25 protein-coding genes and 1 tRNA gene are annotated in these 25,814 nt (G+C 55.3%); 20 read left to right on the forward strand and 6 right to left on the reverse strand.

Going from position 1 to position 25,814, the window contains the following annotated elements; translation table 11 throughout:
- Positions 1–9: 9 nt before the first annotated feature.
- On the reverse strand, positions 10–1,059 hold the full coding sequence (queA, locus tag ACK6BI_RS04035; protein ID WP_409316084.1) for a tRNA preQ1(34) S-adenosylmethionine ribosyltransferase-isomerase QueA: 1,050 nt from the start codon (positions 1,057–1,059) through the stop codon (positions 10–12).
- Positions 1,060–1,167: 108 nt separating this feature from the next.
- Between queA and ACK6BI_RS04040 the strand changes: the two genes are divergently transcribed.
- From ACK6BI_RS04040 to ACK6BI_RS04095, 12 genes are all read left to right on the forward strand, one after another.
- Positions 1,168–1,252: transfer RNA gene (locus tag ACK6BI_RS04040), tRNA-Leu, on the forward strand.
- Positions 1,253–1,416: 164 nt separating this feature from the next.
- Entirely contained in the window at positions 1,417–2,658 is a 1,242-nt protein-coding gene (locus ACK6BI_RS04045) for a tyrosine-type recombinase/integrase (protein WP_409316085.1), read from the forward strand.
- A gap of 244 nt (positions 2,659–2,902) precedes the next feature.
- Positions 2,903–3,823 carry a hypothetical protein gene (locus ACK6BI_RS04050; RefSeq protein WP_409316086.1) on the forward strand — a complete coding sequence of 307 codons (921 nt, stop codon included), beginning with the start codon at positions 2,903–2,905 and terminating at the stop codon, positions 3,821–3,823.
- Positions 3,824–3,911: 88 nt separating this feature from the next.
- Complete coding sequence (locus ACK6BI_RS04055; protein ID WP_409316087.1) at positions 3,912–4,178, forward strand: helix-turn-helix transcriptional regulator; 267 nt, start codon at positions 3,912–3,914, stop codon at positions 4,176–4,178.
- Complete coding sequence (locus ACK6BI_RS04060; RefSeq protein ID WP_409316088.1) at positions 4,175–4,480, forward strand: hypothetical protein; 306 nt, start codon at positions 4,175–4,177, stop codon at positions 4,478–4,480. The genes ACK6BI_RS04055 and ACK6BI_RS04060 overlap by 4 nt, the downstream gene beginning before the upstream one ends.
- A 528-nt stretch (positions 4,481–5,008) precedes the next feature.
- Complete coding sequence (locus tag ACK6BI_RS04065; RefSeq protein ID WP_085655303.1) at positions 5,009–5,293, forward strand: hypothetical protein; 285 nt, start codon at positions 5,009–5,011, stop codon at positions 5,291–5,293.
- Positions 5,290–5,562 (forward strand): DUF3077 domain-containing protein, encoded by a 273-nt coding sequence (locus ACK6BI_RS04070; RefSeq protein ID WP_085655302.1) that lies wholly within the window; start codon positions 5,290–5,292, stop codon positions 5,560–5,562. Before ACK6BI_RS04065 ends, ACK6BI_RS04070 begins: the two co-directional genes overlap by 4 nt.
- On the forward strand, positions 5,559–8,477 hold the full coding sequence (locus ACK6BI_RS04075; protein WP_409316089.1) for a DUF927 domain-containing protein: 2,919 nt from the start codon (positions 5,559–5,561) through the stop codon (positions 8,475–8,477). Before ACK6BI_RS04070 ends, ACK6BI_RS04075 begins: the two co-directional genes overlap by 4 nt.
- A gap of 88 nt (positions 8,478–8,565) precedes the next feature.
- Entirely contained in the window at positions 8,566–9,429 is an 864-nt protein-coding gene (locus ACK6BI_RS04080) for a hypothetical protein (protein WP_244142225.1), read from the forward strand.
- Positions 9,430–9,483: 54 nt separating this feature from the next.
- Entirely contained in the window at positions 9,484–9,672 is a 189-nt protein-coding gene (locus ACK6BI_RS04085; RefSeq protein WP_169431796.1) for a hypothetical protein, read from the forward strand.
- A gap of 62 nt (positions 9,673–9,734) precedes the next feature.
- Complete coding sequence (locus ACK6BI_RS04090) at positions 9,735–10,100, forward strand: histone-like nucleoid-structuring protein, MvaT/MvaU family (RefSeq protein ID WP_409316090.1); 366 nt, start codon at positions 9,735–9,737, stop codon at positions 10,098–10,100.
- 419 nt (positions 10,101–10,519) lie between these two features.
- Complete coding sequence (locus ACK6BI_RS04095; RefSeq protein WP_192562315.1) at positions 10,520–11,839, forward strand: DUF5677 domain-containing protein; 1,320 nt, start codon at positions 10,520–10,522, stop codon at positions 11,837–11,839.
- 351 nt (positions 11,840–12,190) lie between these two features.
- Here ACK6BI_RS04095 and ACK6BI_RS04100 read toward each other — a convergent pair whose 3' ends face one another.
- Complete coding sequence (locus ACK6BI_RS04100; RefSeq protein WP_192565074.1) at positions 12,191–12,943, reverse strand: hypothetical protein; 753 nt, start codon at positions 12,941–12,943, stop codon at positions 12,191–12,193.
- Positions 12,921–14,177, reverse strand: coding sequence for an AAA family ATPase (locus ACK6BI_RS04105; RefSeq protein ID WP_192562316.1), 1,257 nt, complete (start codon positions 14,175–14,177; stop codon positions 12,921–12,923). The genes ACK6BI_RS04100 and ACK6BI_RS04105 overlap by 23 nt, the downstream gene beginning before the upstream one ends.
- Positions 14,178–14,777: 600 nt before the next feature.
- Between ACK6BI_RS04105 and ACK6BI_RS04110 the strand changes: the two genes are divergently transcribed.
- The 3 genes from ACK6BI_RS04110 (at position 14,778) to ACK6BI_RS04120 (ending at position 18,082) form a co-directional block, all read left to right on the forward strand.
- Entirely contained in the window at positions 14,778–14,996 is a 219-nt protein-coding gene (locus ACK6BI_RS04110) for a hypothetical protein (RefSeq protein WP_085655295.1), read from the forward strand.
- A 1,967-nt stretch (positions 14,997–16,963) separates the two neighbouring features.
- Positions 16,964–17,554 (forward strand): hypothetical protein, encoded by a 591-nt coding sequence (locus tag ACK6BI_RS04115; protein ID WP_409316091.1) that lies wholly within the window; start codon positions 16,964–16,966, stop codon positions 17,552–17,554.
- Between the two features lie 198 nt (positions 17,555–17,752).
- Entirely contained in the window at positions 17,753–18,082 is a 330-nt protein-coding gene (locus tag ACK6BI_RS04120) for a hypothetical protein (protein ID WP_409316092.1), read from the forward strand.
- Positions 18,083–18,116: 34 nt separating this feature from the next.
- On the opposite strand, the gene ACK6BI_RS04125 is transcribed toward ACK6BI_RS04120, so the two are convergent.
- Positions 18,117–18,866 carry a hypothetical protein gene (locus ACK6BI_RS04125; protein ID WP_409316093.1) on the reverse strand — a complete coding sequence of 250 codons (750 nt, stop codon included), beginning with the start codon at positions 18,864–18,866 and terminating at the stop codon, positions 18,117–18,119.
- Positions 18,867–18,884: 18 nt separating this feature from the next.
- On the opposite strand from ACK6BI_RS04125, the gene ACK6BI_RS04130 reads away from it, so the two are divergent.
- The 3 genes from ACK6BI_RS04130 to ACK6BI_RS04140 all read left to right on the forward strand — a co-directional run bounded on the left by ACK6BI_RS04130 (position 18,885) and on the right by ACK6BI_RS04140 (position 22,205).
- The gene (locus ACK6BI_RS04130) at positions 18,885–19,352 is read left to right on the forward strand and encodes a hypothetical protein (protein WP_409316094.1); all 468 of its coding nucleotides are present in this window, start codon (positions 18,885–18,887) and stop codon (positions 19,350–19,352) included.
- 117 nt (positions 19,353–19,469) lie between these two features.
- Positions 19,470–20,213, forward strand: a complete 744-nt coding sequence (locus ACK6BI_RS04135) for a hypothetical protein (protein ID WP_409316095.1) — start codon at positions 19,470–19,472, stop codon at positions 20,211–20,213.
- Between the two features lie 72 nt (positions 20,214–20,285).
- Positions 20,286–22,205, forward strand: coding sequence for an alkaline phosphatase D family protein (locus tag ACK6BI_RS04140; protein WP_409316096.1), 1,920 nt, complete (start codon positions 20,286–20,288; stop codon positions 22,203–22,205).
- Positions 22,206–22,294: 89 nt separating this feature from the next.
- On the opposite strand, the gene ACK6BI_RS04145 is transcribed toward ACK6BI_RS04140, so the two are convergent.
- Complete coding sequence (locus tag ACK6BI_RS04145; protein WP_409316097.1) at positions 22,295–23,467, reverse strand: aspartate aminotransferase family protein; 1,173 nt, start codon at positions 23,465–23,467, stop codon at positions 22,295–22,297.
- Between the two features lie 104 nt (positions 23,468–23,571).
- Here ACK6BI_RS04145 and ACK6BI_RS04150 point away from each other — a divergent pair, with 104 nt between their 5' ends.
- Together ACK6BI_RS04150 and ACK6BI_RS04155 are read left to right on the forward strand one after the other, a co-directional pair.
- Complete coding sequence (locus tag ACK6BI_RS04150) at positions 23,572–24,477, forward strand: LysR family transcriptional regulator (protein ID WP_409316098.1); 906 nt, start codon at positions 23,572–23,574, stop codon at positions 24,475–24,477.
- A gap of 85 nt (positions 24,478–24,562) precedes the next feature.
- The gene (locus tag ACK6BI_RS04155) at positions 24,563–25,078 is read left to right on the forward strand and encodes a hypothetical protein (protein ID WP_409316144.1); all 516 of its coding nucleotides are present in this window, start codon (positions 24,563–24,565) and stop codon (positions 25,076–25,078) included.
- 18 nt (positions 25,079–25,096) lie between these two features.
- Here the strand turns inward: ACK6BI_RS04155 and msrA are convergent, their stop codons facing one another.
- Positions 25,097–25,801: a peptide-methionine (S)-S-oxide reductase MsrA gene (msrA, locus tag ACK6BI_RS04160; RefSeq protein ID WP_409316099.1), complete on the reverse strand. Its 705-nt coding sequence runs from the start codon at positions 25,799–25,801 to the stop codon at positions 25,097–25,099.
- Between the last annotated feature and the right edge of the window lie 13 nt (positions 25,802–25,814).

Consider the following 25,814-nt stretch of genomic DNA (forward strand, 5'->3'; position numbering starts at 1 on the left):
ATTGGCGACTCATAGTGTTTCCTCAGGGCCACGCGGTGCGGGATTACGGGTAATGAACATCGCATCACCGTAGCTGAAAAAGCGGTATTTGTTGTCCACGGCGGCTTTATAGGCCGCCATGGTTTCCGGATAACCGGCGAATGCCGAAACCAGCATCAGCAGCGTGGATTCTGGCAAATGGAAGTTGGTCACCAGGGCATCGACCACATGGAACGGCCGCCCCGGGTAGATAAAGATGTCGGTGTCGCCACTGAACGGCTTGAGCACGCCATCGCGGGCGGCGCTTTCCAGCGAACGCACGCTGGTGGTGCCCACGGCAATCACCCGGCCACCCCGGGCGCGGCAGGCCGCAACGGCATCGACCACATCCTGGCCGACTTCGAGCCATTCGGTGTGCATGTGGTGGTCTTCGATTTTCTCGACGCGCACTGGCTGGAAGGTGCCGGCGCCAACGTGCAGCGTCACGAATGCGGTCTCGACGCCCTTGGCGGCGATCGCTTCCATCAGCGTCTGGTCGAAGTGCAGCCCGGCGGTCGGTGCAGCCACCGCACCCAGCTTCTCGGCATACACAGTCTGATAACGCTCACGGTCCGAACCTTCGTCCGGGCGATCGATATAGGGAGGCAACGGCATGTGCCCGACCCGGTCGAGCAACGGCAGCACTTCTTCGGCAAAACCCAACTCGAACAGCGCATCGTGACGCGCCAGCATCTCGGCTTCACCGCCACCGTCAATGAGGATCTTTGAACCCGGTTTCGGCGACTTGCTGGAGCGCACATGGGCCAGCACGCGGTGCGTATCGAGCACCCGCTCAATGAGGATTTCCAGCTTGCCGCCGGAGGCTTTCTGCCCGAACAGCCGCGCCGGAATCACCCGGGTATTGTTGAACACCATCAGATCGCCCGGGCGCAAATGCTCCAGCAGATCAGTGAATTGACGGTGTGCCAGGGTGCCGCTGACCCCATCCAGGGTCAACAGGCGACTACCGCGACGCTCGGCCAGAGGATGGCGGGCGATCAGCGAATCAGGAAGCTCGAAGGTAAAGTCAGCAACGCGCATGATGGGGTTCGTCTAGCAGGGCCGGAAAGTCTAGCGGAAATATCGAAAATTGACCATGAAACGTGATTGACCAACGGTAGGCACCTCTCTATACTTCGCCGCCATTGAGCCCTGATGGCGGAATTGGTAGACGCGGCGGATTCAAAATCCGTTTTCGAAAGGAGTGGGAGTTCGAGTCTCCCTCGGGGCACCACATAGCAGTATCTGAGAGTCTCTACCAGCCTCTCAGACCCAAAGAAACCGGCCATTTGGCCGGTTTTTTTGTGCCTGCCTGACTACCCCTGTCTCCCCTTATCCGTTGTATCCCTGTATCCCTGCTTGTATCCTGAGAAAAATACCTAACTTTGGGATACAAGGATGAAGCGCGCAGACATCAAGCGCCGCCCTCTCGCTGACACGACACTTGCGGGATTGGAGCCGGAATCAAAGGAATACCGGGAGCTGGACGGAAACGGCCTCTACTTCAGGGTTAAACCTGATGGTGGTAAATCCTGGCAGCTCCGCTACAAACGTCAGGCGGGCAATTGGGCTTGGATGGGACTAGGGGGTTACCCGGAAGTGAGTGGTGCGTTGGCGCGGGACAAAGCTACCGAACTACGCAAGGTAGTTAGCAGCGGGGCCGATCCTCTCGAACAAAAACGCTCTGCCAAAGCTGCCATTGACGCTGCCAGGACTAGGACCTTCCGAGCTGCTGCGGAAGCTTGGCTTAAGGCCAAAGAAGAAAAGGGCCTCGCTCCCTCCACTCTTAACAAAATCCGCACTTACCTCGATAAGGACATCCTCCCGGCATTGGGAGATAAGCCCCTCGACGAAATCACCCGTACCGACTGCGCAGACCTCCAGGCGTCCCTCGAAGCGCGAAACGCACACAACGTGGCGGAAAAGTGTCGCACCTGGATCAATCAGATCTTCGGCCGAGCCATCGGCTTAGGGCTCACCGAAAACGATCCGGGTAGTCGCCTCCGTGACATTGCAGCCCAAGCCCCCAAGACTCAGCAGCATCCACACCTGCTGGAACCTGAGCTGGCTGAATTCCTCCACGCACTCAAAAACACACCAAGCAGACTGACAGCCCGCACCGCCGCTTGGCTTTGTGTCTGGACAGCATCGCGCCCTGGCATGGTCCGCTTGGCTGAGTGGAAAGAGTTCGACCTTGAGAAAGCTATTTGGACGACACCCGCTGCCAAGATGAAAATGCGTCGGGATTTTGTATGCCCCCTTCCCCATCAAGCTGTTACCGCTCTGAAGGATCTGCACTGCTTAACAGGACGGAGTCGCTGGCTTTTCCCCGGCGTAGGAGCCAAGAACCCAACTATTAGTGAAAACACAATCAACAAAGTCTTTGCAACCATCGGCTACAAGGGTCGCCTTGTTGGACACGGTACTCGGCACACCGCAAGCACGTTGCTTCGAGAACATGGCTGGCCGAAGGAGCATGTTGAAGCGCAGCTGGCTCACAAAGAGGAAGGCATCTCAGGGGTATACAACAAGGCCCAATACCTTGAACAACGCGTAACGATGATGCAGTGGTATGCCGATCATCTTGATGGACTCGCAGCTGGCAATGTAGTGCAAGCCCAGTTTGGAAAGGCGGTATGAGATCACTTACCCAGACTATCTCTAAAACCGGTGTAACGGGTGTTACTCGTGTAACGATCCAACCCAACCTATTGAAAATATTAGATTTTCTTAAAGTTACACCGGATCCGAGCTCGACAAACTCCGCGTGTAACGCTGCTGACGTGTGTAACCGTCATCGAACCACAAGCCCCCTGCTGGCAGCTGTTTTGCCAGATACACCTCGCTGGGGCAGTACGCACGGTCCGGGGCGAGGGGTATCTTAATGAACAGGAATCTTGGAACCGAAGCTTTAGAGCTTGAGATTGCCGGGGTAGACGTTGGCTGCCTGCTTTGGGATCTTGATGAGGTCGAACTCGCTGTCCGTGAGTTGGCGCTATACAGCCAATTCTCCGAGCACTTCCGTAATGCGTTTACCTGCATCCACAATGCAACATCTTTCTGGCTCGAGGACGGCCAATACGCTGACTGTGCTGAATCAGCGACAAAGACAATGTTTCGACTTCGCGATCCTATTGAAGAGCATTTCTACTTTTCCGAACCGACCTCACTGCCCAGAGTCGTTCGCCGCTTCCTTGGCATTGATCATCCCGCAAGCGACACGCAACTCGTAGCGACTTATGCGCTTATTCAAGCTGTGCAGGCGGTTGAAGTCCTTGCGAACTGGCTATTCGACCTAGAACGCTCCCTCTACGATCTGGATCTAGATCTGGTGGAGCAGATCAGACAGACCGACCCCAAACAATACCTCCTCCTCATTCAGAGAGAACGAAAGCGAAAGAGCGACTTCGAAATCGAGGCACGAGAGGAGTTTGCTGATTTCAATGGCGAGGCCTCCAAGATTTTGATGCTTGCTTCACTTTATCAACAAGCGGACTGGGCGGACATTTCGCGCAATGACTTTAGCGCATCAGGTTTTCTGCGAAGAGCGCTGGAAAAGGCTTTTGCCGCAAAAGCGTCGGAAAAGGGCAAAGCGGCCGGAAAGGCTAACGCCAAGCCAGGCACAATCAAACAAGAGAACACCAAGAAGCTTTTTGAGGACATAAGCAAAGCGGCAAAAAGCCAAATCTCTTCCAACCCCAACATAACGGAAACTGAATTAGTCAAAGCGCTAGTCGACCTGGGCAAGGCATCAGCCCCGACCGTTAGAAAATACCTGAGAAAAGGTAAATTTCTCCCTAGATAAAATTTCGCTGTACCGACGAAAAGCAAACCATGTTTGCTTTTTTTTCGTCTTTTAGTCTGCGCCTGTCTCTCACCTTACAGGCACGACTATGTCTAACTCCCGCGCGTCAACAATCAACCAAATTCCTTATCGCGACCCCGCGACAACCTTGATCAGAATAGCCGAAGTCATGGCTATCGTTGGCCTGGCACGCCCCACTATTTACAAGCTAATGCAGTGCCCAAAGAGCAGCTTTCCACGCCCGGTAAAACTGAGCACAAGCACCGCACGCGGAGCGCCAGTGGCGTGGGTTCTTTCCGAAATCCAAGCATGGGCACGCAGCCGCATTGAGGCGCGTGATCAGGTGGCCGCATGAATCGCAAAATCGCAGAGAAAGCTTTGATGCATCCGTTTTCAGTGCTGCGTCAAATCGGGTTTTCACCTCGCCTTATGCATCACCTCGAGCGCTATCGCAGCAAGCAGGACAAATTAGGTCGCGTGGTCAGCGTGCTCAGCTGGGCCGACGGCACTTGGTGCGCCCTATCCCTCCATTGCGAAAAGACCGGGGCTGTTGTCGTCGACGAAGGCCAGCAGGTCGACGCTTACGAAGACGCGCGCTCCATGCTCAGCGGCGGCTTCCTGCCTCTTCTATCCCTGCGCTGGGAAGCCCTTGCCTGAAACGAAAACGCCTCCGGGGGCGATCCGGAGGCGTTGAGGTCAATCTACATGCCCAAACAATCTATGCCGCACCTGAAAAATTCGCAAGCCATCAGCGCAGTTGCACTTTCGAAAAACGGACGTTACTCTCTGGCCGTCGCTGCAAACTCAGCGACCGGGCTTGGTAACCCGTTGAACAATAGGCGCAACAGCGCCCATATCTCTTTTGCAGGCGCTTTTTTTGCGCCCGCGAATCCGTTTTATGGCGGCTGTGCGTGGGAGACCTTCGGGTCTGCCGGGTTCCTATTGTCCCGGTTTACCAACCTGCGCACAGCTGCCACCCATTCGCTTGGTAACGAACGTGGCAGCTCCTCAACAATAGGAGCTTCGCCAGATGCACGCCCTCAATCCGTCCAAAATTCGCGCCGCTGCCCACCGTGCAATGGCTCTCGCCGCTTTACACGCCAACTCCAGCCTCGCTACACGCCTCTCCCGCTACAACACTCACATGGCCAAAGCCCGCGCGCTCGAAACCGCAGGGGGTGCCCAATGAATAACGCCCTGAGTTTTGCCCTGCCCGAAGACCTGCTCTGTGTGAATCCGACCGCCGAAGCCGGCGTACCTATCGACGCCATCACCTGCGCCATCGACCGCGCTGACTCGGTACTCACGCTGCTGGAAGATCACTTCGAAAACGAATCCTCACGCCTTGCCAATCACGTCATCGCCGCCGTCCTCTGGGACGTGCGCGGCACCCTCGGTTTGATCAAAACGCTGGCCATGCACGGTGACAACACTTCGGCCCCTGCGGTGCAGAAAGGCGGTGCGCTATGAGCATTTCCACCACACCGGGCCACGCCACCTTTTCTCGCGTTAATGCCACCGACCTGAAGCTGTTTCGGGTGAATGCCGGGGTACCCGTCGAAGACGCACTGGAGATGGTGTCGTTGCTGCAGCATCACGCAAACCAGCTCAATTTCGATGCGGCCATGAGTGACCACGGCGAGCGTTTCAGTTGGCCCGCCCTGTACCTGGGCGAGATGGCAAAAGCGCTGATCGACGACATCAACGACGCGCTGTTTCTGCCGAGGGCTGACACATGAGCCAACGCCCGAACAGCACCGCGAAACGTCCAAGCTTCGCCGACGTGAAAGCCGCCGCGTTCAAAGACATTGATCGTGTCTTGTCGCACTGGCTGCCCAACGGCAAGCGCGTGGATGGCGGCAAGGAATACACCGCTCCAAATCCGACCCGCAGCGACAAGCGCGCAGGTTCGCTCAAGGTCAACTTGAGCAAGGGCACCTGGGCAGATTTTGCCACCGGCGACAAAGGCGGCGACCTGATCGATCTGGTGCGCTATCTGGACGGCGGCACCGACGTCGAGGCTTGCAACAAACTGGCCGACTGGCTGAACGTTGCGCCGGGCGCCGCCAAGACAATGGCAGCACCGACCAAGCCCAAGGCGCCGACATGGAACGCCATCCAGCCGATCCCGACCGAGGCCATGAACAAGTGCCCGGCCAAGCACCGTGATCATGGTGTGCCGTCCAAGGTCTGGATCTATCGCGATGCGCAGGGTCAGCCGCTCATGGCGCTGTATCGCTTCGACCTCGGCCCCGATGAAGACGGCAAGCCGAAGAAGGTCTTTGCGCCTCTGACATGGTGTCAGCGCTCCGATGGTCAAACCACACAATGGCGCTGGCAGGGTCTGCCGGATCCGCGTCCACTGCTGCGCCTTGATGAACTGGCCCAGCGCGCTTACACGCCGGTGGTTTTGTGCGAAGGCGAGAAAGCCGCCGACGCTGCCAACGAACTACTGCCGAACTACGTGGCCACCTGCTGGCCGAACGGCTCCAACTCCTGGCACAAAGCCGACCTGACGCCGCTCAAGGGACGCGACGTGGTGTTGTGGCCGGACAACGACGACAGCGGTAAAGCCTGCATGGCCACCGTTGCCGAAAAGCTGCGCGAAATCGGCGCGGCCTCGGTCCGGGTCATTGCGCTGGAGGTGTTCAAACGAAAGCCGACGCTGAAGAACGACCGCGCCGCGTTCGCCAAAGGTGGTCAATGGGATGACGGCGACGATGCCGCCGATGCGCTCGGCAAAGGCTGGACCGCTGCGCATTTTTCCGAGCTGGAAAGCAGCGGCGAGCTGTTCGGCGTGATCGAAGAAAAACCGGTAGTTGCCCCGGTAGAACCCACGCCGGAACCGGAACCGGACGCGAAACCCAAAGCAGCAGCCAAGCGCCCGGCAAAATCGAAAAACGACCTGATGCCGGGAGGCTTTCGCCTGACGCCCGAGGGAGTGTTCTACGCAGGCGACGACGGTGAAGCACGCCCGGTGTGTTCGCCACTGGCAATCCTTGCGCGTACCCGTGACGAGAAGGGCCACAACTGGGGTTTGCTGGTCGAGTTCGACGATCCCGACGGCACCAAGAAACGCTGGAACATCCCGGCACGCACCATGACCGGCGACTTCGGCAAGGACGTGCTCGGCCCGTTGGTGGACATGGGGTTGCGTCTGGCCGGCAGCCGCTCGGGGCGCAACGCTCGCAACGATTTGCAAAGTTACCTGGGCGGCTTCGACAGCGCGCAACGAGCGCGACTGGTCACCCGCTTGGGCTGGCATGACAGCGCCTTTCTGTTGCCCGAGCAGCAGGTCGGCATGCACGTGGAACACCTGCACTTCTACGAGGCCGGCGCGCAACTTCCGCCGATCAGCGAAGCGGGCACGTTGGAACAGTGGCAACAGCAGATCGGCGCGCTGTGCATCGGCAACCATCGTTTGGCGTTTGTCGTCGGCGTGGCCTTCGCCGGCCCCCTGCTGCACATGCTTGGCCACGAATCGGGCGGCTTTCACCTTTACGGCGACAGCTCCGGCGGCAAGACCACGCACCTGCAGGTTGCCGCCTCAATCTACGGCGGGCCGCGTCTGGTGCGCTCGTGGCGCTCGACCGACAACGCGCTGGAGTCGATCGCTGCCGCTCACTCCGACGGGCTTCTGGTGCTCGATGAAATCGGCATGTGTGATGCCCGCATCATCGGCGAGACGGTGTACATGCTCGGCAACGGCACCGGCAAGGCCCGCGCCAATGATCGAGGCCAAGCCGGCCGGCAGGTGCAGGAATGGCGCCTGCTGTTTCTCTCCACCGGTGAAAAGACCTTGGCCCAACACATGGCCGAAGCCAACAAGGAACTGAAAGCCGGTATGGAGGTGAGGATGCTCGCCGTCCCGGCCGATGCCAGCAAAGGCCTTGGTATGTTCGACACGCTCAATGGTTTCGAGGATGCCGCCGCCCTATCCGACGCACTCAAGGCCCGTGTGGCGAACTACTACGGCACGCCGCTGACCGCGTTCTTGACCGCGCTGTGTGAACCCGGCAAGCGCCACGGCTGGGCGGCAATCCTGCGCCGCACGCTGGAAGGCTTTATAGCCAAAGCGCTCCCCGCCTCTGCCAGTGGACAAGCACACCGTGCTGCGGCGCGCTTCGGTCTCGCGGCGGCCGCTGGCGAGCTGGCCACCGCGATGGGCATTACCGGTTGGCCGGACGGCACGGCCACCACTGCCGCTCGGGTGTGCTTGAACGCATGGCTCCATGAGCGTGGCGGCGCCGGTAACTTCGAGGGCGATGCGATCTTGGCGCGGCTGCGCCAGGTCATCGAGCGTTTTGGTGAAAGCCGCTTCACCCGATGGGAATCGGCGGCAGCGAAGATCGACGAACACGGCCCACGCACCATCGACCGCCTCGGCTTTCGCAAGACGCTGGAACACGGCATGGGCGACACCATGCACACCACCAACACCTATTACGTGCTGACCGAGGCGTGGCGCTCGGAGATCTTCCGAGGCATGAACCTCACGGCGGTGAACAAGGAGCTACTGCAGCGCGGTGTGCTGGAACCGAGCAGCGACGGTAAGGCGTCGAGCTTGGTGCGTCTGCCCGGGCTGGGCCAGCAGCGCTGCTACATCGTGAAAGTGATTCCGGGAACGGATGACGGCGAGGCACGGGCTGCCTGAGGGCAACTCTGCTGATCGAGGTAACGCCGGCTCATTCCCGGCCTCGCCAGCCGAATCACTCAAATCAATCTCATCAAGGACAACGAACATGACAATGAATGAATTGAAACAGCAACTCGCCGAATTGATTGCCGAGAAAGAAGCAATTGAAAACAGTCTTCCCATCTTGCACGCGGAATGGAGCAATGCGCCTAACAACTACAGTCCAATCGGCAACATGATCGGAAGCCCTGAGAGAAGTGCCGCCATGGATCGTTACTCAAGTGCTGAATGTCGCCTGAGGGCAATTCCATCCTCGATCAGCCGTATCGAGGAAAAGATGGCTTACTTGGAACGCATTGAACACGTCGAAGAAATCAGGGCAAAGTCGATCCAAACCATGTCCGAAGCGGCCGCTGAAATCGAAGCGCTGAAGCAGACACAATCGCATCTGAGCCAACGCCTTCAGACCATTCAGTCGGATGCGCAGCAATCGCTGGAGAAAGCACAGCAGGCAGAACGAGATGCAGCAAGCCTGTATGCACGCAGCTTGGCGAGTGGCGATAGCGACGGCGAGAAATCCGCTAATGGTGAAATGCAGAAGGCGGCCAAACAACTCGCTGCCACTGATGAGCACGTCAGAAGACAGGAACTCATCATGGAGGCCTTGCAGGCTGAGCTCGACTCCCTTGAAACGCAAATCGCCACTGCACAGCAGCGGGAGAACGATGCAAAAGAATCGGCCCTGAGCGCTGTAAAGCTGACTCTGGAAGAAGAGTGGAACGCCGCTGCGGAACACTTGGTAGTCCTGGGCGCACGGATACTCGCGGCGGACTACGCCCGAGGGTACTCGGGATATGGTTTCTCCAAGCTCGATGTACCTCAATTCGGACCTTTCCATTCGGATCTTCGTCACTCAGACCTAGTCTCCGCAGCCCGCTCCATCAGCACAGAGGATCTGCTGGCAGCTTGAACCCGAAGCAGCCCGCTCACGCGGGCTGTTTAGAACCCCATCAGGACAAAGATCATGATCACTCCAATACTGAGCAGCGCGAACTGGACCGACACCTTGAAGGCACGCAAAAACCACCTGACCGCGCTGATGAAAATCGTGGACATCAAAACGGGCAAGGTCTCGAATGTTCAGACACTGACGGTCAACTTGATCAAGAACGAAATGAGCTACATCGAAGACCAGTTGAAAGGGCGTAAGTGAGCTGAACTCCGTGCTGTAATACACTTCAGATAGATATCGCTAAAACACAACAAGGAATTCACATGTCCAAACTCGCCGAATACCGCCAGCTTGAGAAACACCTCGCCGAACAGCTTCAGGCTTTGGAAGCACTGAAGAGCGATGGCGCATTGAAAAAAGAGATCGAGTTCGAAACCAAGCTACGCGAGCTGCTCGATCAGTACGGTTTCAGCCTCAAGCACATCATCAACCTGCTGGATCCGCAGAGCACGAAACGCGCTTCAACACCAGCGCCGGCACCTGGCAAGCGTAAGCCTCGCGATCTAAAGGTCTACAAGAACCCGCACACCGGCGAAGTGGTCGAAACCAAAGGCGGCAATCACAAGACGCTGAAGGAGTGGAAAACCAAGCACGGTGCCGACGAAGTTGAAAGCTGGGTGAAGAAGTAACGCAGCTTGAATAAAAGGCCTCTCAGAGGCCTTTTTTTTTGATCACAATCAAAGTCCAACGCCCTCAACTGCTCTCCTGTAGTTCGCTGTAGCCTTCTCGATCATAGCTCTGCGCTCCTCACGGGTGATGAAGCCTTCATTGAAGTATTGCTCGGCCCTCCCAACCTGATCGAGCTGCTCCTGGCTGCACTCCACGATTTTTTCTTAGCGACCGCATCTGCCCAATAGCTGCCGCTCACGAACGTCTGCTTTCGGCCAAAAGCGGACCTTTGAGAGCTGAACCTTCGGGTCAATAGTGGACGTGGATTTTCAATAGCCGTGGACTATTCACCGTCATTATCGTCATTATTACGGGTGAGTGCGCCCTTTCTGCTTGTTTGGGGGCAATGAATTATTCTTATTTGAAACGGAAGTCAACAATGAAAAAACCGTCTGGAATGCAGGACGAATTTGATAAGGCGATAGAGCAAACCGTAGCTCCCGAGAATATTTTGCCGCTGGCTATGTCTAGGTCAGTTGAACGACTGGGCTTGAACTGTGATGAGTCAGATCTGAAGGAATTAATAAATGCCGTTATTAATTCAAAGCATGGCGAGATTAATATTGATCTAGACATCCCATGCTCATTTGGCACGACGAAGGAAGACGTACAATCCACGATCACAACGATTTTTGACGATCTAAAATTTACAATCAAAGAAGTTTCGACCGAGATAACTGAAGCTTTGCCACAGGCGGTACAGATTACATTGGAAAAAATGGCCTATATAGTTGGCGGAGAGCTACTGAACAAAGCAACGGAGCACACTGAATATCTTGATAAAATTCAGGAGTTGCGCGCAAGCACAGTTGAAAAACTTTGGAATAAAGCTGTAAATCAATTAGACATGCTAAGACACTTAGTTATTGAATGGGACGGAGCTGCATTTGAAATTAAGAGCGGGCCATACGCCAATGTGAATACCGCGCGCGCGTTGAATAGAATAGTTTTACGATTGTATAGTGTGGTTGGTGAAATCATCGCACTGGCTCGAGCTGGGTATGCTGATGGTGCATTAGCGAGGTGGCGAACGATTCATGAAATTTGTATTATCGCGATTTTCTTGAGCAAACAATCTGATAGGTGTGCGCAAATGTACTTAGCACACAGCATAATTGACGAGTTAAGATTGGTTGAGTCAGGTAGCAGGGAGGGGATTCACAAAACTAACAATAAAGCTGACCAACAATATCTAATTTCGCTAAGAAAGCAGAAGTCGCAACTAGTAGAAATATTCGGCCCATCTTTTGCTAAAGACCTGGGCTGGGCAGCAGTAGAGCTCGGTCGCACAAGAGTGACCTTTCGAGAGCTTGAAGATTTTGTTGAAATGGGAATGTTGAGGAAAGGCTATCAGCATGCTAACAGTGCAACTCACGGAGGCGCGCTAGCTGCCCTAACGAGAATTAGTTTAGGGATGGATATTGAATATGCTAGCGAAGTTTCACCTGCATTCGGATGTGAAGTAGCGATAGACTATGTAGCAGGATCTCTATCAACATTGATTGCGGAACTCTGCGTAGAGACAGAAAGCGCCGATCTTTTAATTATGAATATGGTTATTCAGGATTTTTCTTCTAGCGTGCACAACCATATTGAAAACTCAAAAAAGAACATTTCTCGCATTACTCCTCGTGCAAAGTTTCAATTTAAGAAATCGCGAAACTCACTCTTAAATACCAGGCAAGGAAAGAAGAAATGACGCTGCTTTTGGCTGATGGGGGCCGCTCAGGAACAACCGTATCCGGCCAATAGCGGTCGCCGTGGCCGTCAGCTTTCGCCATATGCGGACGCTTGCAAGTGAGCGCTAGCTGTCAAAGCAGTTGTTGCAAATGGTGCCCTAGCAAGTCTATGTTGAGGCTTAGAAGTGTCTACGAAATCCGGGGCGATTCCATTTCTGTGCAAACATCGCACTGTACAAGCCGCGCCCTACCATTAGCGGGCAGTCAACGTCCTATAAGTTTACTTAGCTAACTTTAGCACAACTATATCTGCATACGAGCACGTCTACAAAGGGGGGGCATCTAAAGCAAACTTAATAATTTAAATTCTATTAAAGTTCGAGAAAGGAGCACAGGGATTCCGCTGATGCGCACTTCTGCCTAACAATAACAGAACTGTTTGCAATCTGTTCGCCATATGCCTCGTACCTCTCTGATGGACTCTTTTGTAAACGTATCGCCCCATCCTTATTATGCGCTTTGAAACCAGCAGCTATAAGGCGAGCTTCCCAATCACTTAGGTCTTCGAGGTTGTAAGGTGCGGTCAAACTAGCGAAAGCAATATTGGCAGGGTCTAGTGTGGCCAGCAACCACGTCTCTATCGCGAATGAGGTGATTGCAAAGTGGACTATATCTTTACTTGGCTTTTCCTTAAGCCAGTGATGCAGGGCCTCTTCGCAGTAATCCCTTCGATGTTTGACTGCTGGATTGAATGCCGGAATATCCTTTATTTGCTCAGCAATATCAGAGTCAATTTGAATAATCAACCCTTTAGCGCCTCGAATTGCCATTAGCGCTTGCCAGCTTTGCCTAGCGAGTAAAGGCCTTAAATTTGGATGTACTGCTGCAATATCTTGTGGGGTTTTCACTCCATATTTTTTACACCAGTTTCTAACCCCGCCCCAACCATGTCTCTCCCAAGTCCCAGTGGTTGCATCAATTTGAGGAGCCAGCGCTATAATCTCTACTGGCTTACCAAGGTCCTCGTAGATTTTCGATGCTAACCGCTTGATAACATATGTATCGGTCGGGCCTTCGCAGACGAGTAAGTATTTGTCCAATTTAGAATCCTGCTGGCATGCCACCTATTGCTCCTGACATCCATATTTCGGAAAGCTTCATGCCGAAATATCGTTCTTCCCACTGTTCCTTAGTCGTGTCCTGCGGCGGAGAGACTCTCCTGAATTTAGTATGGCCATCTTCGTCGCGTTCAACAACAAACAATCTATGTTTAGAATTGAACAAGTCAACTGCATCAAGCGCTGCTGGATTATGAGTTGTCAAAAACAGCTGCTTTTCAGGGTTTTTTTCTAGTATTTCTGATATTTGACTCATCAACGCCCTAATCAGCCCGGGATTTAGTGCGTTGTCAACATTGTCGAGTGCAAAAATATTTGGAGAATTTTTATGAATCAGTAGAACGAGGGCGAATAAAATATACAGCGCGCCTTCACTCACGTCGTAACCGTATAGCTTATTGAAGTTGGTTATCATGTATTTGTCGCTGTAGACAACCTTCGCTCCAATAAGGTTAATATGCCCTGAAACAAGCTCTTGGTTAACTTGTTTCGTTGTGCCTACAGATTTAACCCAATTGATGAGCTCAAAAAAACGCTGAATCTGAGGTCTGGCTTCCTTATCATTCAAAACTTCATTTAACGCATCTGCTAGGCGTCCCCCGTACAATCCTAGAGGTTCTTTAGCACTAGAATCTGTCTCAGTGCCTCGAAGCAGAGGTGTTGCAGGTGCGTAAATTGCATATTTTGTCAGCGCAGAGAGAATTTCTATTTCCTGAGAATAATTAGTATCATTCTGAATAGTTTTCAACGCCTGCAGATAAGGGAATATAGCTTTCCGATTATCTAGTTTGGAATTTAGCGAATTTCCATTGAGGGTGGCCCCGTTATTTGAGCGCCCGGCTATTGTTGCACCCTCGACCTTTACTGACTCAGAGTGATAGCGAAAACCATCAACAGCATTGACACTCATTGAATAACTTAAATCATTGTCAAAATGAGCTTCCAGCCTGAATATACTTGTGCGATTTTTATTCTTAAATGCACTACGAAATATCGCAGACGAAGAAAGCCTAGCACCTCTATGCTGTAGTCGCTCATAATCTATCCCACCTTCTAAAGATGCGGAAAGCATAGCAATGGCTTCGAGCAAGTTACTTTTACCAGCGCCGTTGGTTCCTATAAAAACATTAAGCTGTCCCAAGTCCAAACTATCCTGCCAGATGGACTTGAACCCTTTAATATCTAGTTGCCGCAATATGGCCATATTTCTGCTCTGATCCGTTTCTTCATGCTTCGACAATAACTCTCATAGATCGTGCAGCCCTCTCCAATCCTTGCGACGAGGATGCTAGCACCAAAAATAAAAAATACAGCTTTTTCAGGTCCATTTTGATTAAAAATAGTCGGCTATCCGTGGTGTTCGTCAAAAAAGGGTTCGATGGAGGGCTGCAGTTCGTTGCTTCCGGCTGGAGCGCTAGCTATGAAATTGGCGGATTTTAGTGGATTTCAATCAGCTACGCGCTGCCTGCTGGATCCTAACCCTCGCGTGATTGCCCGGCTAACCTAGAGAGATGGAGGAGGGTTAACAATTCGTCCCGTGTCGAAAGCGGCATCAGAGCAAAGGTCCGGCAAATTGCGCCTTATTGACTAGACACATCCCAATGGCCGCCTTTGGCCGTTAGCGGTCGATTGCGAACGTCCGCTTCTGGCCGAAAGCGGCCGCTGGCTGGACCCGATGATGGATTGGATGCAGTAGCCGCCTTCCCCCACCCCAACTGATTGGCTAAAGTCTCAAATCATCTGCGCGGCGAAGCAATTTTTAAGCATGCCGTATCTAAGCCTCTCTGCTGTGGCCGCATGAGCTAGGCTTTGCGAAACCCTTATTTCCAGGATGGATCGCATGCCAAATAACTCAGCTTCTAATATCGCCACCGCTGACGCCCTGACATTGCTCCTGCACAATCAGCATGCACTGGCGGCGGCAATCGAGGAGGTTGCCGTTTGGCTTGCAGCCAGTGGCGCAGCAGTCGTTGCAGATAACGCTGTGATGGCTATGGAGACCTTGGACACAAATGCAAAAGCGATCACAGATGCGATTATGCGAATACGGCAATCCTAATCTCGCCGATACTGGCAGCAATCGGCCAGAAGCAGTTCTTCGAAGTGTCTAATGAAGAAGGACCGACTCATGGTCTATTTGACTAGAGCGAGTACCAAATCTTTCATTAGTCGAAAAAAAACCGCCCCTGCCGAAGCCAAGGCGGTTCACAGCTCGACCTTAAGGCAGGTCGTCTAAGCGGTCACGCAGCAATTCATAGACGTGATAGACACGCGCACAAACCACCACGACATCCCACGCATGTTTCAAGAACTTGAACATGCTTGGCCCTCCCGTAGTTGGGCCAGCCTCCAGCGCGCTTATCCCGGAACACGCACGCTTTTCGGAACACACCAAGCGTTCCCTATGAGGTGGCTAAGCCATTGAACTCTCGGTTACATCCGGCACGGATTCCTAGGCCCGTGTAGAGAGTCGCAACTCGCGTCAGTCCTGGTTAGCAGCTCCCAGTCGGCTGTGCGCGAATCTGGCCCGATGTTAACCAATTTATTCCAGCTCCGGGGGGCGCAGTGGCGCACAACTCGACATAACACCAGAGGCTTTTTGGTCCGAAGGTAGGATTTACGGGGCTTCGGCTGGGTTTAGTTTTTTAAATATTTTTTTCACGGGTATAAGTTTTGGACAAAAAACAAACAAAAAGCTGCCAGCCCTTACCCGCCGGGCTCTTCTGCGCGTTGTCATCGCAAAGATGGCGGGCGGCCATCAGGCCGCCAATCGTTAATTATTGCCACCAGTAGTGCCACCTGTGTAAGCTCCTTTCACACCAAGCGTTCCCTGTGAGCGAGCCATGTCGGCCCCTAACCGGAATGGCAGAAAAAACCGCCTACCTAAGGCGGTTTTTTTTGTCTGCGATTTGCGAATCCCATGTAAAAGCTAACGTTTTTTCCGATCAGTTGTCTTGCGGGTCGAAAATTCCAGCTGAATCGCCCTTAGTTTATAGACGAATGATGACCGCGTGTGGCCGTATGCGGTCGCATGGGAATGTCCGTTTCTGGCCGACAGCGGTCGCTTGCGATGTCCGCCTCTGGCCGAAAGCGGCCCGTTGCGACTGCTGACTGATCTCTGGCACAGCGGCCAAACTGATGACAGCCCGTTAATCGCATCTATTGGGCAGACTGGGAGTAGGAAGGACTTGGTCTCCTGCACATGGACATGACCTCCTCCGTCCCTCTTGCAAGCACCAGAAGCGTTACACCAGATTGATGAGTTACACGTCTAAATGTTGGTGTACGAAGCCGATGTAACATTAGAAATATTCAATAAATACAGTTACTTACCATTCTTCGTTACACCAGTTACACGAGTTACACCGCATTTGGAGGTATGCATACCCCGACACCCCGGAAGCATCAATCCCACCAGCGAACGTCAGGTGCATTTCCCGCAGTGTGCCGGGGCCCCTGAGGTTTTCTTCGAGACACGGGGTCGGAAACCCGCCGGACTTTGTTAGCGAACAGGTGCGCAGCTTAGTGAACTGGTGAACCGGGTGAACACACAGTTCACCAGTGCAATTGCACAGGTGTTGAGAGGTCGCCGGGGACCCTGAGCATTTCTGAATGGCACGGGGCATAAAACCCGCGTGATCTTGGCAGTGGCTGATTTTTGTACATTGGTTGACAGGTTGACTTGGTTGACGGCCCAAGGTGTCCATAATCATCAACACAAAAGGCCATCGTTACCGCTGCGGTAACGATGGCCTTATTTCGGCAGAATTCTTTCGATTTCAATGCCTGAAATTTCAGTAACTTTGAAATCCTCCCACTAACACAGTCCTGCGGGTTTCCGACCCCGTACCAGAGGGAATACCTCAGGGTCCCCGGCGCCTCTCAGCTACGCCTCACCAAACTCAACTCGATGCACATCAAGATCAGGTAACAGTAGGAGCGGCCGATACCTTCCCTATCATTTGCCTGCCCAAACACACCAGCGTCTGGTGATTCTGCAGGCGTTACCTAAGTGGAGACGGAGTGATGGGCCAGGTTAAAGAAGCAATGGATACCCTCAACGAAGGCGTCGGGCTGGCGAAAACAATTGCTCTGAAGGCAGCAAAACGCCCTTGGACCAGGGTGATGCTGATGGCGGCGGTCGGTGTGCTTGTGATGGGTTCTACTTCTTTCTACATGACGTTGCTAGTCGATGAGTTCGGCAAGAACACAGACGAATTCTTTGCCGAATATTTGATACAGCAACAGGATACCTTTGATCAGCGAGCACTGGACTACATCGAGATCTGCATAGATGCCCAGAAAAGCAATGACCCGAACAAGGACTACTACTGCCAGGACGCTACTGCGTTCTACAAGGACGCCATCACCGACATACCCAACAACAGGGTTGAAGAAAACATCCGACGTGCCGCCTATAGCGCGATGAAGGTTGAGTTGGGGGCCAAGCTTCGTGCGAGCGTTATGGAGCGCGCAATAAAGAAAAAGCCAAAGCTTAATGACACCCTGAAATTTCTACTCAGCATCCAAGGTATTATTCTTTTCTGCACGATGGGTGCGATTGTCATGGGCGGCACCGCTTTTTACACCTATCGCTTGGCTCAGGCAGAACGATAGGCGGGCCAGCGAGCCGGAGCGTGTATCCCGACTTGTATCCCAAACTGTATAATCAGCCTGCAAGCCACGTATTATATGGAACCCGACAGTCTCCCTCGGGCACCAAAATTAGAAAAGGTCTTGCTTTGCAAGGCCTTTTTTTTCGCCTGCCGGAAAGTGCCGCTGGCCCTCCGGCGTGATCTCGCACAGGTTCCCCCCATGGAAACGTCACTGGAAACAGTCGCCCTTTTCTCCCTGAAACTCGCGTACGAGGAAGAAGGCCTGAGCCCGATTTTGCGGGATGATCTGGTCATGGGCGACTATCAGAAAGACGTGTTCGAATTGTTGGTGCGCCGGGGTGAAATCGAGGCGATCCAGTTCAAGATGAGCGAGTGCCTGGCACTGGCGATGGATGCCTTGGGTGGCGCCGAGAAACCTATGGGGCGGGAACTGCACAAGTTGTCGACCGACCTCAGGCAGGCGCAGTCGCTGGAGCAGCTGGATCAGCCGCTCCTCGCGCTCAAGGGTTATTTGAAGGACATTCTGTAATCAGACGCGCGCTCTGAAGAAACAGCCCCTCGGATTACTTGCGTATTTTTACCACTTGAATGTCGACGGGGAACCCGCCTGGCCCTTCCAGCCTCTTCCATCCCACGTATTGAAAAATCGCGTCCCGATCGATGGTATCGCCCCGCTCCACCATGGCTCCCCCCAGCACCGCGACCTCTCTATAGATTGCGCAACTGCCCTCATCGGGATGGGTGTTGTAGATCACATAGGGTTTGACGTATCGCACGGCACGAAAATGTCGGCCGCAACCCCAGTCGACCGTGATCATCAATGTCTTCAGATATGCCTCGCCATCCATATCCGAATCCTCGGCGATCTCGTGCAGCTTGCCCAGTTCGCCCACGTCGCTAAAGCCCAGAGCGCGGGCGCGCCGGTATTCCGGGGACTCCAAATGCTCGGCCTCAGCCTTTAAGGCCTTTTGAAGGATCTCTTTGTCCTGGACGTTATGTTCGTTGTTCCAGATTTCGGTCGCTTGGGCAATGACGTTTTCGCAACGGGCATAGTCGGCAGAGGCAAGGTTTGCCTGGGTGAGGTGCTGGCGATGGAGAAAAACGGGTCGCATCAAGCTATCGATGCGGAGCATCGCTTCCCTGGCTGTCAGGGTCCCGTTTTGAACGTTGTTCACCAGTTGCTGAAAACGATCACAATCAGAGAGGTATCCCTTCCAGGCGACCTCCGCGGTATCGGCGGCAAATGCTGGAGTCATTACGATTGCAAGGAGGAAAGCGCCGAGCAGGCGCGAGATACCAGAAACACTAGGCATGTGTAGTCCGTTACGCAGATGAAGAAAGTGGCGCGACGCTACTATTTTGATATCTTCTCGTCCACTGCTGACAAGCGCATCAAAAGCACCTCACTCCAAAATCGCATTCAAGGAACGAACCGCATGTATGCCTTGTTTTACTTCTTCGCCTGGGCCGCCGTGTGGGTTGGTGTCGTGAAGACGCGTGGCAACTGGAATCTGCTTCTGGCCAATCTGGCAGGCGCCGCCAGCGGTTTCCTCGTCGCGCTGACCCTCTCGATTGTAGGCTCCGGTCTTTTCCCCTCAGCCATCCCGCCCTCCCCTGAAAATTTGCTCCGCGACGTGCTGGAGGTGATGACAACCGCCGGAGCGCTCGCGGGAGTCTGGATGTGGATGCTCCGCCGTCCGCAACCCGAACAACCGCTGGCCCGTCATCTGCTCGCAGGCCTGTGCGGAATGACTGCCGGCGTCACGACGCTAATGTTTTTCGTGCTCAACTTTCGCTGAACAACGCTTACGTCGCTGGTATCACGCTTCTATTTTGATATCTTGCCGTCCACCTTCAGCGCTCATCGTCGGGGCGACGCTGATTTACGGTTTTTGCAGGTTCAAGGAAAGGATCGAATGGAGTTTCTGCGTTTTCTGGCATTTGTCGCGGCCTGGGGTTTCATGTGGCGCTGGGTGGTGAAAAACCGCGGCAGCTGGAATCTGTTTTACGGCAACCTGGTCGGCGCAGCGGGCGGCTTTATTGTGGCGATGGTGGTGTTGTCGATCACGCTTTCACTGTTCCCGTCCGCGAATGACTACGAAGCCACGCTGTCTGAGAACGTCGTGGCGCAGGACCCAGAGCCAACCTCCCTGCTGCCGGAAGCCGAGTCGACCGCAAGCCCGGCTACTCTGAAAGCCGCGCCGGTGTTTGCCGCTATCGAACCGGACGACAAACCCTCTCCACCGGATTCAGCCTTGCTGCCGAACTACGCCAGTCGGGCGCCGAAAACCCTGTCGGTGCAATCCGTGCTCGACCAGAGTGACGATCAGGGACGCAAGGCCCTGACCGCTCTCGACAAAAAACTGCGCAACGACGCGCAGGCTGACAAGTCGATGCTCGCGTATGTCATGTGCAGCCCGTTCGTGACCGGCGCCCTGCGCTTCCCCGCTTCTGCCCGGTTTGCCGACAGCAAAAGCATTACGCCGCAACGCTTCAAGGATCAGGTCTACACCTTCAGCAACAGCGTCACCGCGCGAAACATGAATGGCGACGACGTCACTTACCGTTTCGACTGCTCCGTACAGGAACAACCCAGCGTCGACACAAAGCCTGCCGAATGGCGCCTGTTGGCGCTGAAACTGCAAAAGGCAGACTCTTAAGCCTCGCTTAAGGGTCGAAAGCACGGGCTGAGCTATCATCGCCAGCCTGTGCGACCTGAGTCTTGCCCTCCGATGTCTCGAATTTCTGCTGACCTGTCTCCGCTGCCTCCTGTACTGGCCGGCCCGCTTTTGCGACGACTGGAACCGACGCGCATCGTGCTTTGGCTGGTCGGCAGTCGTGAGCTGTCGTTGACCTTGCGCCTGCAGGGCACAAACGACACTCCATTGGATGCGGAGAACTGCACGGTCATACCTGTGGGCACTCATGCATTCATTCATTTGATTGACGTCACGCTCGACAGCCCCCTGCCGTTTGACACACAGGTTGATTACGACTTGTTGATCGATGGCCGACATCCCGTCGCCGACTGGGCGCCGCATCTGCTGTACGGCAAAGCCACGTGCCCGAACCTTGTCGTGCGCTCACGGATCGATCAACTGCTCCACGGCTCGTGCCGCAAACCGCATCACCCTGCGGCTGACGGTTTGCTCTGTGTCGACCAACTGCTGGCGGCTGAAAACGAGCCACAACAACGCCCGGCCCTGCTGATGATGAGCGGCGATCAGATTTACGCCGATGACGTCGCCGGTCCGATGCTGCGGGCGATTCATGCCTTGATCGACCGGCTCGGACTGTTTGGCGAGCATCTCGAAGGCGCCGTGGTCCGCGACAGCGCCCGACTCTACGAACATCCGGCCAGTTATTACCGCCGTGCAGATTTGTTACCGGCGCTCGAGAGCAACGAGACTTTGCGCGAGCGATTCTTCGGTGGCGCACGCAAGCCGATTTTCACCAGCAGCAGCGCCGACAATCACCTGGTGACGTTCGCCGAAGTCATGGCCATGTACCTGTTGGTGTGGTCGCCAACGCCATGGACGCTGATCGATCCGCAAGTCCCGAATCTGCCGCCCGAACACCAGCAGCGTTACGCACTGGAGCAGCTCCGGATCGATGCCTTCAAGGCAGGGCTGGGCAATGTCGCCCGGGCATTGACGCACTTGCCGAGCCTGATGATCTTCGACGATCACGACATCACCGATGACTGGAATCTTTCTGCGCAATGGGAGGAAACCGCCTATGGCCATCCGTTCTCCAGGCGCATCATCGGCAATGCGCTGATCGCCTATATGTTGTGCCAGGGCTGGGGCAACAACCCGGATGCATTCAACGATTTAATGGAGACAACCCGTCGACTGAGTGACAGCGGTGTTAACTGCGATCTAGCCGCGCCGGTACAGGACGAACTGATTGATGAGCTGCTGCGCTTTCAACATTGGCATTTCGTTCTGCCCTCCAGCCCGGCCCTGGTGGTGCTCGACACCCGCACCCGCCGCTGGCGCAGCGAAATGGCGCTCAAGCAACCTTCCGGTCTGCTCGACTGGGAAGCCCTTTGCGAGCTGCAGCAGGAACTGCTCGATCATCCGTCGGCAATCATCGTCTCGCCGGCACCGGTCTTCGGTGTGAAACTGATCGAAACCGTGCAGAAGGTCTTCAGCTGGTGCGGTTATCCCCTGTTGGTGGACGCGGAAAACTGGATGGCCCATCGCGGCGCCGCCCAGGTGATCCTGAACATTTTCCGACACACCCGCACACCCGGCAGTTACGTGGTGCTGTCGGGTGACGTGCATTATTCCTTCGTCTACGAAGTGCTTATCCGACACCGCAAGGCCGGTCCACGTATCTGGCAGATCACCAGCAGCGGCATCAAGAACGAGTTCCCACCGACCCTGCTCGAATGGTTTGACCGCCTCAACCGTTGGCTCTACTCACCCCGCTCGCCGCTGAACTGGCTGACCAAACGCCGGCGGATGCGCATCGTGCCGTACGTTCCCGAACATGCCGAAGCAGGTGAACGGCTATGGAATTCGGCGGGGATCGGTCAGGTGTTTTTCAATGAGCAAGGACAGCCCCGGGACATCATTCAGCACAACGCGAACGGCGCACCGAAGACCCGGATGCTGGCGCCGGATCTGACGGATTATCCTGATTAGGATTGCGGCAATATTCGACGGTGGATTTACCCGGACGAAAAAATGGCCGCCGAAAAAATCGGCAGCCACTTCAGGCGATCTCGTGATGGTCAGTTTGCCTCAAGCATCCGCCCCACTCCCCTTACAATCATCCCCACCTCCCGCTCATCGATCGTCAGCGGCGGCAGCAGCCGGATCGTCTTGCCGCGAGTAACGTTGATCAGCAGCCCGTGATCCCGTGCGGCAATCAGGGTCAGGTCGCGGATCGGCTGCTTCAGTTCGATGCCGATCATCAACCCCAGTCCACGGATCGCCAGCACATTCGGGTTATCCACCAGTTCCGCCCGCAGGCGGCTTAGCAAACGCTCGCCTTGTACCCGGGCATTCTCCAGCAGGCCCTGTTCTTCGATGATGTCCAGCACGGTGCAACCCACCCGGCAGGCCAGCGGGTTGCCGCCGAAAGTGCTGCCATGGCTGCCCGGCGTAAACAGTTCCGCCGCTCTGCCCCGCGCCAGGCAGGCACCGATCGGTACGCCGTTACCCAGGCCCTTGGCGAGGGTCATGACGTCGGGGACGATGCCTTCATGCTGAAACGCGAACCACTGCCCGGTGCGGCCGATACCGGTCTGGATCTCGTCGAGCATCAGCAGCCAGGCGTGGCGATTGCAGAGTTCGCGCAGGGCTTTGAGGTAACCCGGCGGCGCCAGTTGCACGCCGCTTTCACCCTGGATCGGCTCTACAAGAATCGCCACGATCCGCTCGCCATGTTGCTGCTGCACCTGCACCAGCGCTTCAAGATCACCAAACGGCACTTTGACGAAATCCCCGGGCAGCTCGTTGAATCCCAGGCGCACCGCCGGGCCATCACTGGCGGACAACGTGCCGAGAGTGCGGCCATGAAACGCATTGGCCATGACCACCACCAGCGGCTGCTCGATCCCCTTGCGCCAGCCGTGCAGACGCGCCAGTTTCAGCGCGGTTTCATTGGCCTCGGCACCGGAGTTGTTGAAGAACGCCCGCTCCATTCCCGACAGCTGCGTCAGTTTGAGCGCCAGTTGCTGCTGCCAGTCGATGCTGTAGAGGTTGGAGGTGTGCAACAGCAACCCCGCCTGCTCGCTGATCGCCGAAACAATCCGGGGATGCGAATGGCCGACATTGGTCACCGCCACACCCGCGACAGCATCCAGGTATTCACGACCGGCCTGATCCCACAAACGGGTGCCCAGGCCTTTGGTGAAACTCAGGGCTAACGGTTGGTACGTGTTCATAAGGGCGGCGTTCATGACTTCAAAAACTCCAGTGAAGGTCGGTGTGTTTGCAGTATGGTTAGCCATCAGAGCTGGATAAACTCGGCAAAACTTCAATCATTTAGAAGCAGGGCTTGATAATGGATCTGTTCCAGTCGATGACCGTCTACGTCAAGGTCGTGGAAGCCGGCAGCATGACCGCCGCCGCCCTGCAGTGCGAAATGTCCACGACCATGGTCGGCAATCACTTGCGGGCACTGGAACAGCGCCTCGGCGTGCAACTGCTGCAACGCACCACCCGCCGTCAGCGGCTGACCGAGTTCGGCACGGTCTATTACCAGCGCTGTCTGGAGGTGCTGGGCCTGGTGCAAGACTCCGAACGACTGGCCGAGCAGACCCTGGATGAACCTCGCGGCTTGCTGCGGATCACCGCGCCGCTGACCTTCGGTGTCGAACGCCTGGCCCCGGCGCTCAGCGAGTTTTCCCTGCAATATCCGCAGGTGCGTATGGATGTCGTACTGACCAACAGCCGCCCGGATCTGTTGGAAAGCGGTCTCGACGTCGCGTTTCGACTCGGCCATTTCGAGCCATCGAACCTGATCGCCCGCCCTCTGATCGACTATACCCTGACCGTGTGCGCGTCTCCGGATTACGTGGCCCGACGCGGCATGCCTCTGACGCCTGAAGATCTGCGACAGCATGATTGCCTTTCGTTTGCCTATCCGGCCGGCGATGACTGGCAATCGGTGGAAAAGCGCTGGCGCCTGCGCGGCCCGGACGGAGAAATCATGGTCGATGTCAGCGGACCGATGCTGATGAATACTTCCGCCGGTTTACATCAGGCGGCGCGTACCGGCATGGGTATCGTGATGTTGCCGGATGCGCTGGTGGAGCAGGATCTGCGTGACGGCAAACTGGTGGCGGTGATGCCCGACTACCAGCCCCCGAGCCGCCCTTTGCATCTGCTTTATGCACAGGATCGTTATCGACTGCCGAAGCTTCGGCGCTTCGTTGAGTTTGCGATGAGGACGTGGGGGAAAAGCTGACCTGCTCCGGCACAACAAATAACCGATGGTTACCGTGCCCCCCGGCTATTATCTCTCTTCCTCTTTTCAGCATGGATGCTGCGAAATGCTCACAGTTTTGCAAAACACCCCGATACGGGCCTATGTGATTTTTCTGTTGGTGGTTTATTTCGGTATCAAGGCTTTTTCTCCCACCCGTGAGAGCCGTCTTTCGATGCTCATAACGCCACCGGCGTTTCTGGCGTGGTCGATCTACTCACTTAACTTGACGATCGACCCGACCCTGTTCTTTTGCAGTTGGTCCGGCGCGCTGTTGCTGGGCAGCCTCTCGGCCTGGCTGGTTTTTTCCCGCAATGGTGTGTTACTTGACGACTCCGCGACAGGACTGATCATGCCGGGCACCATCAAGATCCTGATCATGTTTCTGATGTTTTTTTTCACGAACTTTTACTTCGAATATCAAAAGAACACGCATCCGGACCTTTACGCCTCGGCAGACATGCAGCTGCTCAAGTCCACGGTGTCGGGTTTCATGTGCGGCCTGATCAGTACCCGCTCGCTGAAGCTCTACTGGACACTGCGAGTTCTCGCCACCCGACAGTCGCCGGTGACCGCACAATAACCATTGCACAACCGGTGATCACGACCCGCTTTTCACCAGCACCGGTTTCTCCTGATAACGTTCGGCGAACAATTGCTTCAACTGCGCCACTTTAGGCAGATCGTTGATCACGATGTACGGATAGGTCGGGTGTTCGGTCAGGAAGTCCTGGTGATAGTCCTCCGCCGGGTAGAAGCCGTTGAAGGTTTCCAGTCGGGTCACGATGGGTTTGCTGTAGGCATGTGCCGCATCAAGCTGGGCGATATAGGCCTGTGCAACGCGTTGCTGATCGGCATTGATCGGGAACAGCGCCGAGCGATATTGGGTGCCGCTGTCCGGTCCCTGACGATTGAGTTCGGTCGGGTTGTGGGCAACCGAGAAGTAGATCTGCAACAGACTGCCGTAACTGACCTGGGTCGGGTCGAAGGTGACCTGCACCGACTCGGCATGACCGGTGTCACCCTCGCTGACCCGTTCATATTCCGCCGTATTCGCTGCGCCGCCGGCGTAACCGGAAACGGCTTTCTGCACCCCTTTGACGTGCTGGAAAACCCCTTGCACACCCCAGAAACATCCGCCAGCGAACACCGCGGTTTCGCTGTGTGCCTGGGTGTTTTCGTCGAGTGCCGGCGGCGGGATGACCACCCCCTCTTGCGCACCGAAGGAAAACGCTGAGCACTGCGCAACAACCCCGGCTGCCGCAGCCCCCAACAGCACACGACGCCAGATAGTTTGAGTTTTCATGCTGTGGACTCCT

The organism is Pseudomonas sp. KCJK9016 (genome assembly GCF_046231795.1).
GTDB lineage: Bacteria > Pseudomonadota > Gammaproteobacteria > Pseudomonadales > Pseudomonadaceae > Aquipseudomonas > Aquipseudomonas bananamidigenes.

What these genes read in the sequence shown, in the direction of transcription:
- queA (WP_409316084.1), bottom strand. Translation starts at nt 1,059, where the DNA reads ATGCGCGTTGCTGACTTTACCTTCGAGCTTCCTGATTCGCTGATCGCC.
- ACK6BI_RS04045 (WP_409316085.1), top strand. Translation starts at nt 1,417, where the DNA reads ATGAAGCGCGCAGACATCAAGCGCCGCCCTCTCGCTGACACGACACTT.
- ACK6BI_RS04050 (WP_409316086.1), top strand. Translation starts at nt 2,903, where the DNA reads ATGAACAGGAATCTTGGAACCGAAGCTTTAGAGCTTGAGATTGCCGGG.
- ACK6BI_RS04055 (WP_409316087.1), top strand. Translation starts at nt 3,912, where the DNA reads ATGTCTAACTCCCGCGCGTCAACAATCAACCAAATTCCTTATCGCGAC.
- ACK6BI_RS04060 (WP_409316088.1), top strand. Translation starts at nt 4,175, where the DNA reads ATGAATCGCAAAATCGCAGAGAAAGCTTTGATGCATCCGTTTTCAGTG.
- ACK6BI_RS04065 (WP_085655303.1), top strand. Translation starts at nt 5,009, where the DNA reads ATGAATAACGCCCTGAGTTTTGCCCTGCCCGAAGACCTGCTCTGTGTG.
- ACK6BI_RS04070 (WP_085655302.1), top strand. Translation starts at nt 5,290, where the DNA reads ATGAGCATTTCCACCACACCGGGCCACGCCACCTTTTCTCGCGTTAAT.
- ACK6BI_RS04075 (WP_409316089.1), top strand. Translation starts at nt 5,559, where the DNA reads ATGAGCCAACGCCCGAACAGCACCGCGAAACGTCCAAGCTTCGCCGAC.
- ACK6BI_RS04080 (WP_244142225.1), top strand. Translation starts at nt 8,566, where the DNA reads ATGACAATGAATGAATTGAAACAGCAACTCGCCGAATTGATTGCCGAG.
- ACK6BI_RS04085 (WP_169431796.1), top strand. Translation starts at nt 9,484, where the DNA reads ATGATCACTCCAATACTGAGCAGCGCGAACTGGACCGACACCTTGAAG.
- ACK6BI_RS04090 (WP_409316090.1), top strand. Translation starts at nt 9,735, where the DNA reads ATGTCCAAACTCGCCGAATACCGCCAGCTTGAGAAACACCTCGCCGAA.
- ACK6BI_RS04095 (WP_192562315.1), top strand. Translation starts at nt 10,520, where the DNA reads ATGAAAAAACCGTCTGGAATGCAGGACGAATTTGATAAGGCGATAGAG.
- ACK6BI_RS04110 (WP_085655295.1), top strand. Translation starts at nt 14,778, where the DNA reads ATGCCAAATAACTCAGCTTCTAATATCGCCACCGCTGACGCCCTGACA.
- ACK6BI_RS04115 (WP_409316091.1), top strand. Translation starts at nt 16,964, where the DNA reads ATGGGCCAGGTTAAAGAAGCAATGGATACCCTCAACGAAGGCGTCGGG.
- ACK6BI_RS04120 (WP_409316092.1), top strand. Translation starts at nt 17,753, where the DNA reads ATGGAAACGTCACTGGAAACAGTCGCCCTTTTCTCCCTGAAACTCGCG.
- ACK6BI_RS04125 (WP_409316093.1), bottom strand. Translation starts at nt 18,866, where the DNA reads ATGCCTAGTGTTTCTGGTATCTCGCGCCTGCTCGGCGCTTTCCTCCTT.
- ACK6BI_RS04130 (WP_409316094.1), top strand. Translation starts at nt 18,885, where the DNA reads ATGAAGAAAGTGGCGCGACGCTACTATTTTGATATCTTCTCGTCCACT.
- ACK6BI_RS04135 (WP_409316095.1), top strand. Translation starts at nt 19,470, where the DNA reads ATGGAGTTTCTGCGTTTTCTGGCATTTGTCGCGGCCTGGGGTTTCATG.
- ACK6BI_RS04140 (WP_409316096.1), top strand. Translation starts at nt 20,286, where the DNA reads ATGTCTCGAATTTCTGCTGACCTGTCTCCGCTGCCTCCTGTACTGGCC.
- ACK6BI_RS04145 (WP_409316097.1), bottom strand. Translation starts at nt 23,467, where the DNA reads ATGAACGCCGCCCTTATGAACACGTACCAACCGTTAGCCCTGAGTTTC.
- ACK6BI_RS04150 (WP_409316098.1), top strand. Translation starts at nt 23,572, where the DNA reads ATGGATCTGTTCCAGTCGATGACCGTCTACGTCAAGGTCGTGGAAGCC.
- ACK6BI_RS04155 (WP_409316144.1), top strand. Translation starts at nt 24,563, where the DNA reads ATGCTCACAGTTTTGCAAAACACCCCGATACGGGCCTATGTGATTTTT.
- msrA (WP_409316099.1), bottom strand. Translation starts at nt 25,801, where the DNA reads ATGAAAACTCAAACTATCTGGCGTCGTGTGCTGTTGGGGGCTGCGGCA.